Annotated in this window: 16 protein-coding genes; 15 read left to right on the plus strand and 1 reads right to left on the minus strand. The window is 68.2% G+C overall.

Annotated elements, in window-relative coordinates; translation table 11 throughout:
* Nucleotides 1-32: 32 nt before the first annotated feature.
* The 15 genes from ABD116_RS30715 (at nt 33) to ABD116_RS30785 (ending at nt 13,710) form a co-directional block, all read left to right on the plus strand.
* A complete protein-coding gene (locus ABD116_RS30715) occupies nt 33-590 on the plus strand; it encodes an RNA polymerase sigma factor (RefSeq protein WP_343978148.1) in 558 nt (185 codons plus the stop codon).
* A complete protein-coding gene (locus tag ABD116_RS30720; RefSeq protein ID WP_343978151.1) occupies nt 587-1,276 on the plus strand; it encodes a hypothetical protein in 690 nt (229 codons plus the stop codon). Before ABD116_RS30715 ends, ABD116_RS30720 begins: the two co-directional genes overlap by 4 nt.
* A gap of 58 nt (nt 1,277-1,334) precedes the next feature.
* Nucleotides 1,335-2,000 (plus strand): hypothetical protein, encoded by a 666-nt coding sequence (locus tag ABD116_RS30725; RefSeq protein ID WP_343978154.1) that lies wholly within the window; start codon nt 1,335-1,337, stop codon nt 1,998-2,000.
* A 135-nt stretch (nt 2,001-2,135) separates the two neighbouring features.
* Complete coding sequence (locus ABD116_RS30730) at nt 2,136-2,330, plus strand: hypothetical protein (protein WP_343978157.1); 195 nt, start codon at nt 2,136-2,138, stop codon at nt 2,328-2,330.
* On the plus strand, nt 2,327-2,704 hold the full coding sequence (locus tag ABD116_RS30735; protein ID WP_343978160.1) for an NAD(P)H-dependent oxidoreductase: 378 nt from the start codon (nt 2,327-2,329) through the stop codon (nt 2,702-2,704). Before ABD116_RS30730 ends, ABD116_RS30735 begins: the two co-directional genes overlap by 4 nt.
* A 241-nt stretch (nt 2,705-2,945) precedes the next feature.
* Nucleotides 2,946-3,977, plus strand: a complete 1,032-nt coding sequence (locus ABD116_RS30740; protein WP_343978163.1) for a thiolase family protein — start codon at nt 2,946-2,948, stop codon at nt 3,975-3,977.
* A gap of 66 nt (nt 3,978-4,043) precedes the next feature.
* Nucleotides 4,044-5,225, plus strand: a complete 1,182-nt coding sequence (locus ABD116_RS30745) for a cytochrome P450 (RefSeq protein ID WP_343978166.1) — start codon at nt 4,044-4,046, stop codon at nt 5,223-5,225.
* On the plus strand, nt 5,216-6,202 hold the full coding sequence (locus ABD116_RS30750; RefSeq protein ID WP_343978169.1) for an arginase family protein: 987 nt from the start codon (nt 5,216-5,218) through the stop codon (nt 6,200-6,202). The genes ABD116_RS30745 and ABD116_RS30750 overlap by 10 nt, the downstream gene beginning before the upstream one ends.
* A complete protein-coding gene (locus ABD116_RS30755; protein WP_343978172.1) occupies nt 6,199-7,425 on the plus strand; it encodes a tetratricopeptide repeat protein in 1,227 nt (408 codons plus the stop codon). The genes ABD116_RS30750 and ABD116_RS30755 overlap by 4 nt, the downstream gene beginning before the upstream one ends.
* A gap of 6 nt (nt 7,426-7,431) precedes the next feature.
* The gene (locus ABD116_RS30760) at nt 7,432-8,772 is read left to right on the plus strand and encodes an MATE family efflux transporter (protein ID WP_343978175.1); all 1,341 of its coding nucleotides are present in this window, start codon (nt 7,432-7,434) and stop codon (nt 8,770-8,772) included.
* Complete coding sequence (locus tag ABD116_RS30765) at nt 8,769-9,974, plus strand: outer membrane protein assembly factor BamB family protein (protein ID WP_343978178.1); 1,206 nt, start codon at nt 8,769-8,771, stop codon at nt 9,972-9,974. Before ABD116_RS30760 ends, ABD116_RS30765 begins: the two co-directional genes overlap by 4 nt.
* Complete coding sequence (locus ABD116_RS30770) at nt 9,964-11,463, plus strand: hypothetical protein (protein WP_343978182.1); 1,500 nt, start codon at nt 9,964-9,966, stop codon at nt 11,461-11,463. Before ABD116_RS30765 ends, ABD116_RS30770 begins: the two co-directional genes overlap by 11 nt.
* A gap of 4 nt (nt 11,464-11,467) precedes the next feature.
* On the plus strand, nt 11,468-12,115 hold the full coding sequence (locus ABD116_RS30775) for an O-methyltransferase (RefSeq protein WP_343978185.1): 648 nt from the start codon (nt 11,468-11,470) through the stop codon (nt 12,113-12,115).
* Nucleotides 12,115-12,858 carry an SDR family NAD(P)-dependent oxidoreductase gene (locus ABD116_RS30780; RefSeq protein ID WP_343978188.1) on the plus strand — a complete coding sequence of 248 codons (744 nt, stop codon included), beginning with the start codon at nt 12,115-12,117 and terminating at the stop codon, nt 12,856-12,858. Before ABD116_RS30775 ends, ABD116_RS30780 begins: the two co-directional genes overlap by 1 nt.
* Before the next feature lie 39 nt (nt 12,859-12,897).
* On the plus strand, nt 12,898-13,710 hold the full coding sequence (locus ABD116_RS30785) for a JmjC domain-containing protein (RefSeq protein WP_343978191.1): 813 nt from the start codon (nt 12,898-12,900) through the stop codon (nt 13,708-13,710).
* On the opposite strand, the gene ABD116_RS30790 is transcribed toward ABD116_RS30785, so the two are convergent.
* Nucleotides 13,707-15,656: a GTP-binding protein gene (locus ABD116_RS30790; RefSeq protein WP_343978194.1), complete on the minus strand. Its 1,950-nt coding sequence runs from the start codon at nt 15,654-15,656 to the stop codon at nt 13,707-13,709. The genes ABD116_RS30785 and ABD116_RS30790 overlap by 4 nt on opposite strands.
* Between the last annotated feature and the right edge of the window lie 62 nt (nt 15,657-15,718).

The following is a 15,718-nucleotide window of genomic DNA, read 5'->3' on the forward strand; positions in this document are numbered from 1 at the left end:
CGGCGGAGGTGTAGTGAGGGCGTAGGTAGTTGATGGGAGGCGGGATCAGCGGGTCGGGTGAGGCGGAGATTCTGGCTCGGGTGCGTGGTGGGGAGATTGCCGCGTACGGCGAGTTGGTGGTGATGCATGCGTCGGTGGCGAAGCGGACGGCGGTGTTTCTGGGCGCTGGGTCGGAGGCGGACGATGTCGTGCAGGAGTCGTTCGTCAAGGCGTTCCGGGCGCTGGGGAGCTTCCGGGAGGACGCCGCGTTCCGGCCCTGGTTGCTGAGGATCGTTGCCAACGAGACGCGCAATCTGCAGCGGTCGCGCGGGCGTAGGGCTAGGCGCGAGGAGTTGGCGGTGCTGCCGGACGCGGTGCTCGACCCGGCGGACCAGGCGGCCTCGGCTGAGCGCAGTGCTGAATTGCTGGCGGCAGTACGGGGTCTGCCTGAGCAGTACCGGCTAGTGGTGACGTGCCGGTACCTGTTGGAGCTGGATGAGCAGGAGACGGCCACCGTGCTGGGTTGGCCGCGCGGGACCGTGAAGTCTCGGCTGCATCGGGCTCTGGGGCGACTACGGACGCAACTACCTGACAGGGAGGTGCAGCGATGACGTCATTGGAAGAGGAGCTCCGTACGCTCGGCCGTAGCGCCGCAGTGCCTCCCGTTGCGGACGGGCTGGCCGCCAAGGTGCTCGAGCGAATCGCAGAGCCACCTGTACGCCGTACCTTCGGCGAGGCCCTCCGGAGTCGCTGGCGTTCCCTGCTGGCTCTACTGGCCGTGTTGCTGGCCGGTGCGCTGGTGACGCCGCCAGTGCGCGCCGCAGTGGCCGAGTGGCTCAACATCGGGGGAGTGGAGGCGGTACAGGTCCCCAGAGGTCCGACGAGTGCCCCTCAACCTCCTGCGGCCACCGGGCAGCTGACGGTGGCTGAGGCTGCCAGGGTTGCTGGATTCGCACCGGTGGTTCCCAAAGCATTGGGGACGCCGGCGCACGTCCAGGCGTCTGCTGGGTTTGTGGCGATGAGCTGGACGACCAGGACCGGGGTAGTGCGGCTGGAGCAGTTCCTGGCCGAGCCGTCGCCCATGTACCTCAAGAAGTTCTACATGGGGCCGGAGTACGTGCAGGAGATCGACGGCTTCTGGTTCAGTACGCCGCACGAACTCGTCCTGCAGAAGAAGACCGGTGTCGAGCAGACAGTCCGGGTGGCTGGGCCGACACTGGTCTGGGTGCGGGACGGCGTGACGTTCCGCCTCGAGGGTGTGCCGGAGAAGGACCGCGCGGTCGAGCTGGCCCGGTGATGCGGGAACCAGCCGACAGGTAGCGGTGTATCAAGGGCAGTCGACTGAGGAGACCGCCATGAAGCACTGGGTACGCCGTACCGTCCTACTGCTCGTCCTGGGTGTCGCAGGTGCGGGCACCCTCCCGGCGCACGCGGGTGGCCCGACCAGCGTGCTGCTGAGCTCACCCGACAACGGCAAAGTCGTTGCCACCGGCTACGAGGACAAGACCTACTCCGAATTGCAGATGCTGCTCGACGCCGAGCCCAAAGGCGCCGACGACGGGGTGGAGCACTCCAGCGGCACCTTCGTCCGCGCGACCTGGCTGATCCACGACATGACGCCCTGGCGGCTCGACATCATCTACCCCGACGCGCCGGGCGGCCCCTGGATCGCCACCACCCAATCGGACCTCAGCACCGGCGAACTCCCCGGCAAGCCGATCTGGCACCGCGCCACCGACGACGTGAAACTCGTCAAGCTCCTGGTCGGCCTGGGCCTCCTCCACGGCAAAGGCCACAACGACGTGGTCGGCGGGCCGACCCTCCTTCCCGCTGCGCCGCAAACCCCGGCCGAGGTCGCCGCAGTAGACGACACCCCCACCACCACAGTCCTCAAAACAGAACAGAAACCGCTCCTCGGCTGGCGCTGGACCATCCCCGGCTTCCTGGCCGGCGCGGCCGCCACGTACCTCCTGATCCGCCTCCTCCCACGCCGAAACTGGCAACTGATCGACGAGGAATGAACCGGCGGCCGACTGAATCTCGAACCAGGTTGGCGCGCCGGGGAATCGGCAGGGGGTCGGCCGGACAGGCAGAATTTGCTGGGCCGACCCACTGAGCGGGCTATGCGCCGAGGCGCGGTAAGGAGTCACCGCCGGATGAAGACTGCGAGCGAACGCCGCTACGAGGTTGTTGTCGTGACTTCCGGCGTTGGCAGACCGTCGAACACCCGACTTCTGGCCGAGCACCTGGCCAAGACCGTTTCGGGGCGGGGCCGGATTCCCGACGATCGGATCGCGACCGAGATCTACGAATTGCTGATGTCGGCGCCGACCTCACTCATTCGCTGGTGACCGGGGTGCCCTCGGCCGCGCTGCAGGACCTGATCGCCGCGGCCGCGGGCGCCGACGGGATGATCCTCCTGACGCCGATTCTCAACTCGTCGTACTCGGGTCTGCTGAAGATGTTCGTCGACCTGCTGCCGTTCGGCGCGCTGCAGGGCAAGCCGGTGCTGATCGCCGCGACGGGAGGCTCTGCCCGGCACGGGCTCTGCCTCGACTTCACCCTCCGCCCACTGCTCACCTACCTGAAGGCCGACGTGATCTCGTCGTCGGTGTACGTGACCGGCAACGACCTGGCCGGCGAGCGGTTCGCTGCCAGGGTCGAGTCGGCCACCGGTGAACTGGTGGCCAGGCTGCTGGCCGGCGACCCCGCCACCGTTTCCTGATATGTCAGGAATGGCGCGAAGATTGCCACTTCTGGCACCGCGGACAGTGCGCTGCATATGGTATTGCGCGAGCCGGAGGATTAGCTCGGCTAATCGCACTACCACACCTCGGATCGGCTCGCCGATTACGGCGTGGCGGCACAGATCCGGTTGCGCCGGATGGAAGATCATGCGAGCCTGTTCTGGCCCAATACCGGCCTAGTGGCCGGTTCCGCCCAGCGTCCCGTGCCGGAGGATGTTAATGCGCCGGAGTCCGAAGGAAGCCGACTTCGGTATCGCCGCATTCGGTCTCCAACTGGGCGATCGGGTCTCCGCGCTGGAAAGCATTGACGGCGACGAACTGTCCCGTTACCGGCTGGAGCGTTCGGGCTTCAAACGATTCTGTGAGATCTCCGCCGACATCGGCACCGAGACCATCGCCGCCACCGCCGCGACCCGGTGTCTGGAGCGCGCCGGGGTGGATCCCGGCGAGGTGGACTACCTGATCGTCGTCTGCACATCGGTGCCGGAGTACCTGATCTGGGACCTGTCCGCCGCCGTCGCGGCAGAGGCCGGCTGTCACCGGGCCTCGACGCTGCTGCTGGGTCAAGGGTGCGGATCGGCCGTGCTCGGGCTGGAGCAGGCTGCCGGAATCTTCGCCACCCGGCCCGAGGTGGACAAGATCCTCTACGTCGGCGTCGACCGGCTGAGCGCGCGCCATCAGCGTCGCAGCGGTACCGCCACCACCGACAGCGACGGCGCGGTGGCGATGCTGCTGACTCGTTCCTCGCCACGGCTGACCCTGGTCTCCACCGCGCAGACGACGCTCGGCCGGCATCACGCGCTCTTCCGGTTGCCCTACTGCGGCCGGATCGCTTCGTGCCTGCCCGACGACACGGCGAACAGCAAGGTCGACGTGGACGAGGCGACGATGGAGTACTTCGGTGACGACGCCGAGAAACTGATCGACTGGGCGGCCGACTGTGACCGGGCGGTGATCGAGGCGCTGGAAAGGTGCTGCGCGGTCGCCGAGATCAAGGCCGGATCGCTGGATCATCTGCTGATGCTGCACGACCGGCGGGAATCGATGCTGCAGGTCAGCGCCGCGCTCGATGTACCGGCAGACCGTACCAATATCGGAATGGCGGCGATGCTGGGTCATTTCGGCGGTAGCGATCCGTTGATCTGCCTGGCGATTCTGGACGCCACCGAAAAGCTTACCGAAGGCCAGCGGATCGGAATGCTCGGCCTTTCTTCAGGAATGCAGTGTTTTGCTGCGGTAATGGCGGTCTGAAGCAACCACTGGAATGCTACGGAAAGGGCAGTACGAGCTCTGCACATCGACACTACTGGGGGTAGTATGCGAGTCGGTCCGACATGGCAGTGCGTTGAATTCGGCCGTGATCCGTATGCGTGGCAGCGATCGGTCGGCGGCGGCGGGCTGATCGAGGATCGCGAGCTCGGCGGATGGATCGTCGCGGACTACCGGCTGGCTCGTCAGGTGCTGGCCGGCCCGCGCTTCCTGAAAGCCCCGGACCGTGCCCTCCCGGGTCCGTACACGGACCGGATGCAGGAGTTGTCGGGTTCCTCCCTGCTGTTCATGGATCCGCCGGACCACGGCCGGATCCGCGCGACGATGCGCGACCGGTTCCGGCCGGCCGCCGTGAAGGAGCTGGGCCCGAGCCTGAAGAACGCGGCGGTGGACGCGGTCCGGAACTGGCAGACGGCCGGCACGGACTTCGTGGCCGGCGCGGCCCTTCCGTACGCGATCGACGTGCTGGCCTGTGTGCTCGGAGTGCGAACGCCGGATCGGGAGATGTTCGTGGAGAACACCCGGCTGCTGGTTCGCGAGTTCAGCGTGCCGCTGGACAGTCCGGAACAGCGGCTCATCGTCGGCGCGAAGGTCGAGCTGGTCGCGTACCTGCTCGAGGAGCTGGAGGCGCGGCAGGGCCTGGCAGGCGATCTGCTGGGCGATCTGATCGGGGCTCAGCGCGACGGCCGGTTGTCGGCCGAGGAGATGATCTCCGCTGCGCTGTCGGTACTGGTCGCGGGGGTGCAGCCGATGGCGGACGCCCTGGCCAACGGCGTCTATCAGCTGGCCGGGCATGCCGATCAGCAGCAGTTGCTCCGGAGCCGGCCCGATCTCCTGGCGAACGCTGTGGAAGAGGTACTGCGGCACGACTCGTCGGTCACCTTGACCGACCGCGTGGCCGCGGCGGATCTGACCTTGGGACGATGCCCGGTTCAGCGCGGCCAATGGATGTTCCCCGCGCTGGCGCTGGCCAACCATGACGCACGGGTGAGTCCTGCCCCGACCGAGTTCGACATCAGCCGGCCGTCGATCCTGCACAGTTCCTTCGGCGCGGGGGCGCACTACTGCCTCGGCGCCGGGCTGGCCCGGGCGGCTCTGATGGCCTTCTTCGAGACGCTGCTGCAGGAGAGCGTGCGGATCGACCTGGCAGACACCGGGGCCAGCCGGCGCAGCGAGGTCCCGGCCTCCCGCGGATTCGTCGCACTCTGGATCGCGGTCGCATGGCGATGACCGATGACGCCCAGTCCGCACCGGCGACGACTCACCCGGTCTTCGCGGGTGCGCGCCCGGCGCTGCCGGCCGAAGTCGAGGCAGGAGCCGTAGCAGCTGTGCTGGGCATACCGACGTCTGCCGGGTCCGCCAAGAACGGAAGTGAGAACGGGCCGGCGATGATCCGGCGGGCGTCATCCCACATGGCCTGGTCGACCGGGCCGTCGGTAGTCCTCGACCTGACCCCGGCGGACGGGCCCGGGCAGCTGGCAGGAGTCTGGGACATCGGCAACTGCGAGCTCGGTATCTCGCTCGCCGAGCTGTCGGCCACGGCTGCCGAGATCCTGGCGGCGCTTCCGGCCGGCACCGTGCTGGCGGGCATCGGTGGTGACCATTCGATCACCTACCCGCTGATCGAGGCGCTGCTGAAGACCCGGCCCACTGCCGACCTGGCGGTCGTTCAGTTCGATCATCATCTCGACGTCCAGGTCTGGGATCTGGAGCAACCGAACACCCTGTTCAACACCAACGTGATGTCGCACATCGCACGGTTGGTCGGAGCCGGGAACGTCTATCAGGCCGGCGTGTTCCCCTATGTCCCGGTGGTGGAGGACGACGCCGCCGCGGTACGCGAGCTGCTGGGGCGGTTCGGTGGCCAGGCGGCCCTGTTCAGCCGGACCCTGCATGACGAGGACCTGTTCGCGCAGTGGCTGCCATCCGGGCGGGACGTCTATCTGACCATCGACGTCGACGTGCTCGACGTCGGCGAGATGTCGTCCACCGGCTACCCGGCCGAACACGGCCTGTCGCTTCGCGAACTCCAGCGGATGGTCGAGCTGGTACTCCGCCGGAACCGGGTGGTCGGGCTGGACGTGGTCGAGTTCGCCACCACCAAGATCAGCCACCGGACGATCTTCGACGCCGGTCGAGTCGCGAATCTCCTGCAGTTCATCTTGAGCACCCTTGCCGATCAGCGCCGCCCGGGGAGGCAGCAGTGACCTTTCACGAAGAAGTAGCCGTCAGCAACGCTTTCGTCGCGATGATGAGTTCCTTCGACGACGACGACGGCCGGCCACTGGACCTGTACTCCGGTGGCGTATCCGAGGCGTTCGGCCTGCGCGAGGAGACGTTCCCGAGCTTTCCGATCTCTCAGGTGTTCGAGCCGGCGGTTCGCCGGGAGGCAGCCATCGCGGCCGGGCTGGACGACCACGATCTCGCCACCTTGCGGACCGGCCGGACCGTTCGCGAGGCCGGGCTCCGGCAGCAGCTGGAGCAGATGCCGGAGTCAGGCGGTCCGGAGCGGCTCTACTTCACCTCCATGATGGTCGCGCTCAGCAGGTTCGAGATCGCCTCCACCCTGATCGACGAGTCGCTGGACCGGTCGCTGCCCGCGCCGCTCGCGTTCGAGTTCGCTCTGCTGGGCTACATCGTCGGCAACCGGGTCGGCGCCAAGAAGGACGCGGACTGGTTCGCCCTGCTGCGCGGGCACCTGTCCGGCGGCGAGATCGCTCCGGCACGGGCGCTGGACGCGTGCGCCCAGGCGATCGTCTGTCAGATGAAGACCGGCGCTCTCGACCGCGACGACTACCGGTGGTTCGTCGAGTACGGCACCAGATGCGCGATCGAGCACAAGGCCGAGGTCGACCAGGGCGGTCTGTCCTCGTGGTACCGGGGCGTGGCCATGATCCCGGCGAAGGGCAAGGACGTCGGCCGGACGCGGGAGCTGATGGAGCGCGCGCGGGGACATGCCGTCGCGGCGCTGAGCACGAACCGCAGCCGGTACTACGACCGGCATCTGCTGAAGACCTACCTCGAGTCGACGGCGAAGGAATGCCTGTACGTGAACCGCGACCGGGACAAAGCGGTGGAGGCCGCGCAGGCGCTGGTGGATCTCGATCCGGTCTGGGGACCGAGCTGGGGCGAGTTCGGCGAGATCTACGAGTCCTTCGGCGAGTACCGCAACGCCAGTGAGGCCTACCTGCAGGCCTGCCGCTGCGGCCCGCCGTGGTTGCAGCATTACGCCTGGCGTCTGGTCCGCGTGCTCGAGCGACTGGACGAACCGGAGCGATGCCTCGAGATCCTCAGCTGGCTGGCCGACTTCGACCCGGCGGGCACGCCCACCGAGGTGCTGGAACGCGGCGCCGGTATCGCGAAGAATCTTGGCCGACCAACCGAAGCGCGTGCGTTCCGTGCCGCGCTGACCAACGAACAGGACAACTGAACGGCTATGCGACTCGGAACTCGGGATCACACCACACTGACCGCGGGGAACTTCGCGTCCTTCAGCGTGCTCATGTTCGGCCTCGGCGTGCTGTCGGTCGGCTTCGGGCTGGTGGACATGGCGATGACGGCGCCGCTCGGCCTGGTCTACGTGGCCGGCCTGGCGGTCGGTGAATCGGTCATCCAGGTACTGAACGCGTTCTTCATCGGCTTCGTCGACGTGATGACGGCGCGGCTCGCCCGGGCCGAGGGCAGCGGCCGGTCCGAGGACGAGTTCGGTGCCGTCTTCGTTGCCTTCGGCATCGTTTTGCTGATCCTGGAAGCCGTCTCGATCGTGTTCGGGGCGATCTGCTGGTTCGTGCTGCCGCTGCTGGTCGCCGACCCGGACGTAGCCGGCGCGGCCCGCGAGTACGTCGTGATCCGCTGCTTCGGGGTGGCGATCCTGCTGGGGATGTCCGCCGTCCGGGAGACCCTCAAGGTGATCGGCGCCAGGAGCAGCAGCATCGCGGTGTTCGGGATCGGGCTGGGCGTCAACGCGGCCCTCAACGCGGTGCTGCTGTACGCCGTACCGGGGACCCTCGGCTCGCCGATGTACTCGGTCGCGCTGGCCACCGTGCTGGCGCAGGTCATCATGGCCGTGATCGGCATCCGCGTGGTCCGGCGGCAGGTCGCCGATCGGAACTTCAGGCGGCCGGGGCGGGACGAGGTCCGGGGGCAGCTGGGCACGATGCTCGGCCGCGGCGCGGGCATCGGCGTCCGGCACATGAACGACTACGCCGGCGGCACGATTCCGCTGGTGATGGCGGGCACCCTCGGGGTGCAGAGCGTGGCGGCGATCGGGGTCGCGTCGAGCATCTGGACGCTCTTCTGCCGGGTGCCGCAGGCGTGTTTCAACGCCGCCTTCATCTACTACGGGTACGCGGTCGACAAGGGTGCCGAGATCACCGCGGAGTTCCGGCGCAAGGTGACGCGGTACTCGGCCGTGCCGACGATCGTCGCGGTCGCCGTCTGTCTGCTGCTCTCGCCCCTTCTGGTCCTGCTGTTCGGTGGCGGGCAGGTGCCGATGAAGACGGCGCTGCTGATGGTCGGAGCGTTCTTCATCCTGGTGATTCCGTACTTCTTCGAGGGGCTCAACGGCGAACTGCTGTCCGCCCACGAGGACGGCGGTTTCCTCTCGGTGTCCTCGACGGTCGCGACCTGGCTGGGCAACATCCCGCTGGCCGCCGCCGGTATCTACTTGCTGCACTCCGGCTTCTGGGCCTACGCGCTGGCCGTCATCCCGACGATCGGGCTGGCGACAGCGTTCACCCGGCGGCTGAACAGGCTCAGCCGGGTGCCGCAGACGTGACCGGTCAGCACGGCCGCCATGTTCGCAGCCGACTGGTGCTGAACGATCGCGGCGACGACGTTCAGCACTTCGACCCGCACCGGGAACCGCGCCTGGTGGCACATCGCCGGCTGACCCGGGAGGACCTGCGCGACGGCGCCGAACGGCCGGTCCCGCTGAACTCGACGCCAGCCGTGATCGAGGGGCTCGGTGTGGTGCTGGCCGGCGACGACGGCTGCGTCACGCTGTACAGGTACGGACTGGCGGCGGAGGTCTGGACCAGGCGGCTGCCGGCCGGTGTCTACGCCTCACCGGTGGCCGATCCCGCCCGCCGGCAGTTCATCGTGGCCGCCACCAACGGACTGGTGGCCGCAATAGGGGCCTCGGGCAAGGTCAACTGGACCCGCAAGCTCGACCATCCGGTCTACGCGATGCCGACGGTCTGGGCGGAGACCGGGACCGTGGTGTGCGCCTGCTTCAGGAGCACCGTGGCCTACCTGAACGCGTCGACCGGAGACGTGGATCGCCTAGTCGAAGTACCCAAGCCCTGGGATGCCGCGGTCGACGGGATCATTGCGGGCCGGGAGATCTATGCCACCCCGGTACTGGTGGATGACCTGCTCATCGTCGTGGCAGGCGAGAGCGTGGTGGCCCTGGATGACCAGGGCCGGCTCCGGTGGCAGGTGGAGGTCGGCTCCGCAGTGAAGGCCTCGCCGGTCGTACTACCGGACAGCGGCACCGTCCTCATCGCAGCGACGGACGGACTGGTCCGGGCCGTCGAAGCCAAGACCGGGCAGGTGCACGGATCGGTGGCCCTGGGAGGACGGATCAACGGCACGCCGTACGTCTGTGGGGACACAGTGGTGTGCGGGACCAGGATGGGGTCGGTCTTCGGGCTGGCTGCGGACGCCGGCGGGATCGAGGTGCGGTGGGAGGTACCAGGCGTCTATGCGCCGTTCTCCTACACCTCTTTCACCGGAGCGGGGGCGGACGTCGTCATCGGCGTACGGGATCAGCAGGACATCATCGCCCTGCGCGCGTCGGACGGGTCGTTCCTCTGGCAGACCTCGCAGGTGATGGGAAAACCCGAGCACGACGGTGAGGTCCACACCACACCGGTGGTGACGTCGGACGGGCACATGTTCGCGACGTCGTACGACGGGGACCTGTACGAATACCTGTTCCGGCCGGCGAGCGGAGGCGGTGACGGAGATGAAGCCTGACCAGGTCGTCTCATGGGCGGTCACTGCCTGGGAGCAGGAGCTAGTTGCCGATGGCACCGATCTCGAACGCCGCCGGGCCTGGCAGAACCTGCTGTACCTACGGTTGTACCGCGAGTCGAACGACCTGGACTGCGCCGAGCTGGACGCCGCGGTGGGCCGTGTCCTCGCTGGTTCTGACGTGACTGCTCAGGTCTGCGCGATGGAACGTGCGCAGTCGTCGGGCCGCCGGCGGGCCGACGACCTGCGGCAGGCGGCCGGTGGATGGCTGGCAGCAGGCTTTCCAGGCGCTACCGGAGCTACGAGCGCCGATGAGGCTGAGCGTGCCTACGTCGCGACGATCGCACGGGCCCGCTCGGCCGCCGTCCGGGGCAAGCTGGCCCAGCTGAGGGGACAGGTCCTGCAGCGGTACGACGCCGAGTTCGATCGGGGATGGGACCGGATCGCCGACGCCTATCGCGTGCTCGCGCCGGCCGGGGCAGTGGGGGACTGGAGCCTGGGCTTCGGCGTCGTCCGCGAGGCGGAGGTCACGGGCTTCTTCGAGGCCGCCGGCGGCTTGACGGAGGTGCTGCGGAGCCGGCTGGACACGATCTGCGGCGAGCTGGCGATCGAACCGGCGGGCAGCACGTACGACGACGCGTTCGCGTGTCTCGTCGCGCTCGGCCAGGCCAAGCAGGATCCGACCACCACCCTCGACGAGCTGTTCGTCCGGGCCGGTCAGGTCACCCGGGACCGGGAGCTCGGGGTGGAGCTGACGCGGATCCTCGTCACGCCGGGGCTCGAGTGCTGGCAGGTCGGCGCCGCCGGCACACCCGGGTACGTTGTCGTCGAGATCGCCTCTCCGGCGGGCAACCGTGAGCTGGCGCCGGCGGACAAGGACGTCCTGGCCGCGGTCATCGAGGCGGGCAAGGCCGATTCGCCGGTCGCGTTCATCTCCGCCAGGGTCGGCTCCGAGCAGGGCCGGGAGTTGCTGCACCGGGCGGCGGAACGGACGATGCACGAGATCGGGCACGCGATCGTGCACTGCTCAGGCCCGCAGCGCGACGAACTCGACGGTTTCTGCTACGAGCCGCTCGAGCGGCTCGACGAGCTGAGCATGGCGATGGAGTACAGCCTCAGCGATCCGGTCCTGGGCGTGATCGGCGACGGCTCGACCGGCCGCCGGATCGCGGACGCGCGCTGGCTGCTCGAGCTTCCGGACCGGCTGATCTCCGCGCTGTCTTCCTATCTGTACTTCCGCGAAGCCGAACGCAGCTGGACCGACTGCGTGGCGGCCGCCGGCGATGCGATCGGCTGCCCCGGCGACTACCTGCGCCTGACCAGTTATCAGTCCTGGTCGTTGCAGGGACGCAGGCCAGGCGGTGACTTCACGATTCTGTGGGGAGAGGCGTTGGCGCAACAGTGGAACGAGTCCCGACGGTCCGGCCAGGCCGCGCCGCCCGCCGGTACGCCGGTGTCGGTCGGGAGCCTGCGGGCCCGGATGGCGAGCTGACGCGATGTCACGGGTGGAGTGGTACCGCGATCAGGTCTTCGGCCAGGCGCCGGACAGCAGAACAGCAGAACAGCAGCCGGAAGGGCAGCAACCGGACATCGCGATCTCCTCGACGACCGGTGATCTGCTGGAGGCTCTCTGCATGATTCACCGGCCCCGGTTGGTGGTCGAGGTGGGAACGCTGACCGGCTACTCCACGGCCAGATTGGCCCGCAGCGTCAGCCGGTACGGTGGTCGCGTCGTCGGCATCGAGCGGGACCCGGAGTACGCGGCGCTCACCTCGGAACGGCTGAAGCTGCTCGGCCCGGAGGGGGCCTCGGCATCGGTTCTCTGCGGGGATGCCGTGCCGCTGCTGGCCGACCTGGACCTCGAACACCGCGCGCTGATTTTCCTGGACGGCGCCAAACATGAGTACACCAGCTACTTCGAGGCTTTGGCGGACCGGTTGGAGCCGGGTGACCTGATCGTCGCGGACGACGCCTATGCCCCGATCAGCGGCCGATTCGACGACGAGCCGGGTGGCCACCAGGCGGCCGTGGCCGGAATCCACAAGTACAACGTCGGTCTGGCGGCCGACGCACGGTTCTTCTCCCGGCTGGTGCCGGTCGGCAGCGGGTTGATGATCAGTGTGCGGATCGGGGAGGCGGGCTGATGGACATCTCGGACAGTGTGCTCATCACGGGCGTAGGCGGAGCCGTCGGAACCCACCTGGCCGGCAGGTTCGCCACTGCCGGACGGGATGTGGTGGGTGTGAGCCGGCAGCCGCAGCCCGAATCCCGGGACTTCCGTCAGCTGACACTCGACCTGGCCAGACCCGACGAGGTCGAGGCGGTGGTGGACAAGACCCAGGGGGTTCCGGCCGTCATCATTCATGCGGCTGTGGACGGCGCCCGGGACGAACACGACCTCGACAGCATCGAGCGATCGTTCCGGGTGAACGCGATCGCTCCCTATGTGTTCACCCGCGCACTACTGGAGCGCGCCGCCGCGGACGATGCCGAGTGCCGCGCCGTCTTCATCGGTTCGGAGGCCATGTTCCATGCCGACGACGCATCCGGGCCGTACGCCGCAAGCAAGGCAGCCTCGCGAGTCCTGACCGCGTCCCTGGCCGCGTGGTGCCGTGGTCGACGTCAATCGGTCGCCTATCTCTCACTGGGTCCGCTGCTGACACCGGCGCGTAGTACGGAGTTGTCCGCGCTGGCGCGACGCCTGGACAAGTCCGTTCCCGAGATCGAGGCGCTGGCACTGGCGCGCAGCAACCAGGACCTCGTCATCGATCGGTTCATCTCGCTCGACGCGGTCGCGGACTCGATCGACCTGCTGCTGCGGCTGGGCCGGCACGGCAACGGCACCGTGGTGCGCGTGGACGGTGGGTCGGCGGGCAGTTTGATCTGAACGGCTCCGACGGATGCGGGACACGAGACTGGAGGAACTATGACGATGGATTCCGTCGACGTGACTGTGAGCGAGAAGCTCGCCGGGGCGTGGCGTCAGCACCCCGTTCTGCTACGGGGAGCGGCACAGCACCTGCTGGGCAGTCAGCGCAGCTACGAGTGGTTCGACGAGTTGCTGGCCCGGACGGCAGGTGTGCCAGGCGTCGACGTTCACCGGCGCGACGGCGAGGTGACGTTCATCGAGCAGGCCTCCCTCGGTGACGGCGAACTCGCCGCGCGCGCAGCGGCCGTTGCGCGGATCGCCGGCGTACCGAGCGCGTGGTGCGACGTCATCCGCACCTACGTGAAGTCCGGGATCGGGTCCCATTTCGACCACAGCGACAACCTGGTGATCCAGCAGCAGGGCGTCAAGTCGTGGCGGCTGTCGCCGCCGGACAGCCTGAGCAAGGACACCGTGGTGGCTCGCTACCGCGGCGACGAGGGCGTCGGCGGGGCCGAGATCGATCCCTCCACGGTGATCGAGTACGACCTCGAACCGGGTGACGTGATGTACATCCCGCTGATGTGGATCCACGAGGGGGTGGGGCAGACGGACGACTCGCTGAGTATCTCGATCGTCTGCCCGGTGGTGACCGCGTACACCGCCGTGATGGCCGGGGTGGCCGCCGCCCTGCGTCAGATCGACGCCCTGCACCGGCCGCTGGAGCCGATGGCGTCCTGGATGGAGGACGGCGCCCGGGAGCGGGCCGAGCAGCGGCTGGCCCTCGTCACCGGCAAGGTGCTCGAGAAACTGACCGAATCGTCGAGCCAGGAGTACATGGCGCAGGTCCAGCGCCGGCGCTATCTGAGCTAGAGCAGGCTCAGGTAGTGCATGTACTCACTGAGCTTGGCCGGATTCCCGTCCGTACGCCGGCGGAGCACCGGCGTCTTCAACGGACGCTGGCCTGACGGGCGGTAACTCCAGGACCCGTCGCCGCCGGTCAGGTTCGGAAGCTCGACCGAGAACTGCCCGACCGCATGGGCGGGCAGCAGTCCGGTGATCGACCACCGGCGGTCCTTGTAGAGCGTCGGAGCGGCCTGGCTGATCTTGCCGGTCAACCGTTCGAGCGCCTGCAGTACGGGCGGCACCATCTTCTCCGGACAGTCGCACTCGAACTCGATCAGCGGCTGCAGGACGACCGTCCGCGCCTGCCGGATCGCGGTCTGCAGCACCACCGGAGCGAGCAACCGGAAGTCCGAACCGGTGCTGGTCGCGTTGTCGTACTGGGCGAAGGTCAAGGTCAGTCGCGCGTCGAGCAGCGGCCAGCCGTAGTAGGCCTGCTGGAAGGACGTTTCGAAGGCGGCGGCCGCGGCATCGCTGAAGGCACGGGGGATGCGTCCTCTGGCCTCGGTCATGTCGATGATCAGGCCGGCACCGGGCTCGGCCGGCTCCAGCAACAGGCCCAGGCCGGCGGTGAACGGGCTCCGGCCGATCGGCACCTGGAAGGTGCCGGTGCCGGTGAGGCGTTCGAAGTACAGCGGGGTGGGCTTGCTGAAGGAGACGCCGATGCCGTAGTCGCGGTCGAGCGTCTCGGCCAGCACCTCGGCCTGGATGTTGCCGAACAGCCAGACCGCCACCCGGCCGCCCTCGACGGCCCGCAGCGCGATCGTCGGATCCCGGTCGGCGATCTTCTCGAGTGCCCGGTACAGCTCCACATGGTTTCCGTCGTGGGCCCTGACCATGGTTTCGACGGTCGGCTTCGGCAGCTCGTACCGCGGTCGCGCGGCCTGTACTCCGGCGCTGCCGAGCCGGTCGGTCACCCCGATCGGCGGCCTGGTCCGCAGGGCGACGACGTTGCCCGCCTCGGCGACGCCCGACGGCTGCAGACCGACTGCCTCGACCACCTTCACCTGCCGGGCCTGCTCTGCCCCGGCGTCCGGGCCGTGGACGTGAAGGTACTTCGTCTCGGCCCGGAACTCGCCGGAGCGCAGCCGGACCAGGACGCGGCGTACCCCCTTGGCGTCGTGGTCGACCGAGAAGGCGTCGCCGGTAATGGATTCCGGGCCGCAGTCCCCGGGCGGGTCAGGGATCAGCAGACGCAGGAACCCGAGCAGTTCGGCGATCCCGGCACCGGTTCTGGCCGAGCCGGTTGCCACCGGGGTCGCGAGTCCGGACCGCATGTGGTCCTTGAGGACCGCCTCGAACGAAGCGCGAGCGTTCTGTGGGCCGCTGAGGTAGCGATCGAAGGCCGTCTCGGACGCGAGCGCGAGTGCCTCCCAGGGCTGCGCCAGGTCTCTGGGCCCGAGCAGGCTCTCGACGACTGGTTCAGCGGTGCCCTCGCCGAGTGTCCGGGTCAGCTGGACAGCGGTGGTGCTCAGGCTGTTGGTGACTTCCTCGAGCACTTCGGCCGGTCGCGCGCCCATCCGGTCGACCTTGTTCACAAAGGCCAGCACCGGGATGCCTGCTGCCTTGGCTGCGCGGTAGAGCACCCGGGTGTGGGCCTGCACCCCTTCCACCGCGGAGATCACCAGGATGATCCCGTCGAGAACAGCGAAGGAGCGCTCGACCTCGGCGACGAACTCGGTATGGCCCGGGGTGTCGACCAGGTTCACGTGCAGGTCGTCGAGCGCGAAGCTGGCGACCGCGGCGCGGATCGTGATGCCCCGCCGTCGCTCGATCTCGTCGCTGTCGGTCTGGGTCGAGCCGTCGTCGACAGTGCCCAGGTGGGGGATGGTCCCGGTGGCGTAGAGCAGACGTTCGGTGAGGCTGGTCTTCCCGGCATCGATGTGAGCAACGATGCCGAGATTGAGATAAGCCATCCGCCTTCGCTGCGCTGTAGGGTACGAGTAATCGCTTGCTGACAGGGAGTTTACACCGAGGG

Source organism: Kribbella koreensis (assembly GCF_039525325.1).
GTDB lineage: Bacteria > Actinomycetota > Actinomycetes > Propionibacteriales > Kribbellaceae > Kribbella > Kribbella koreensis.

Coding starts and splice junctions, on each gene's coding strand:
- ABD116_RS30715 (WP_343978148.1), top strand. CDS start 33: ATGGGAGGCGGGATCAGCGGGTCGGGTGAGGCGGAGATTCTGGCTCGG.
- ABD116_RS30720 (WP_343978151.1), top strand. CDS start 587: ATGACGTCATTGGAAGAGGAGCTCCGTACGCTCGGCCGTAGCGCCGCA.
- ABD116_RS30725 (WP_343978154.1), top strand. CDS start 1,335: ATGAAGCACTGGGTACGCCGTACCGTCCTACTGCTCGTCCTGGGTGTC.
- ABD116_RS30730 (WP_343978157.1), top strand. CDS start 2,136: ATGAAGACTGCGAGCGAACGCCGCTACGAGGTTGTTGTCGTGACTTCC.
- ABD116_RS30740 (WP_343978163.1), top strand. CDS start 2,946: ATGCGCCGGAGTCCGAAGGAAGCCGACTTCGGTATCGCCGCATTCGGT.
- ABD116_RS30745 (WP_343978166.1), top strand. CDS start 4,044: ATGCGAGTCGGTCCGACATGGCAGTGCGTTGAATTCGGCCGTGATCCG.
- ABD116_RS30750 (WP_343978169.1), top strand. CDS start 5,216: ATGGCGATGACCGATGACGCCCAGTCCGCACCGGCGACGACTCACCCG.
- ABD116_RS30760 (WP_343978175.1), top strand. CDS start 7,432: ATGCGACTCGGAACTCGGGATCACACCACACTGACCGCGGGGAACTTC.
- ABD116_RS30770 (WP_343978182.1), top strand. CDS start 9,964: ATGAAGCCTGACCAGGTCGTCTCATGGGCGGTCACTGCCTGGGAGCAG.
- ABD116_RS30775 (WP_343978185.1), top strand. CDS start 11,468: ATGTCACGGGTGGAGTGGTACCGCGATCAGGTCTTCGGCCAGGCGCCG.
- ABD116_RS30780 (WP_343978188.1), top strand. CDS start 12,115: ATGGACATCTCGGACAGTGTGCTCATCACGGGCGTAGGCGGAGCCGTC.
- ABD116_RS30785 (WP_343978191.1), top strand. CDS start 12,898: ATGACGATGGATTCCGTCGACGTGACTGTGAGCGAGAAGCTCGCCGGG.
- ABD116_RS30790 (WP_343978194.1), bottom strand. CDS start 15,656: ATGGCTTATCTCAATCTCGGCATCGTTGCTCACATCGATGCCGGGAAG.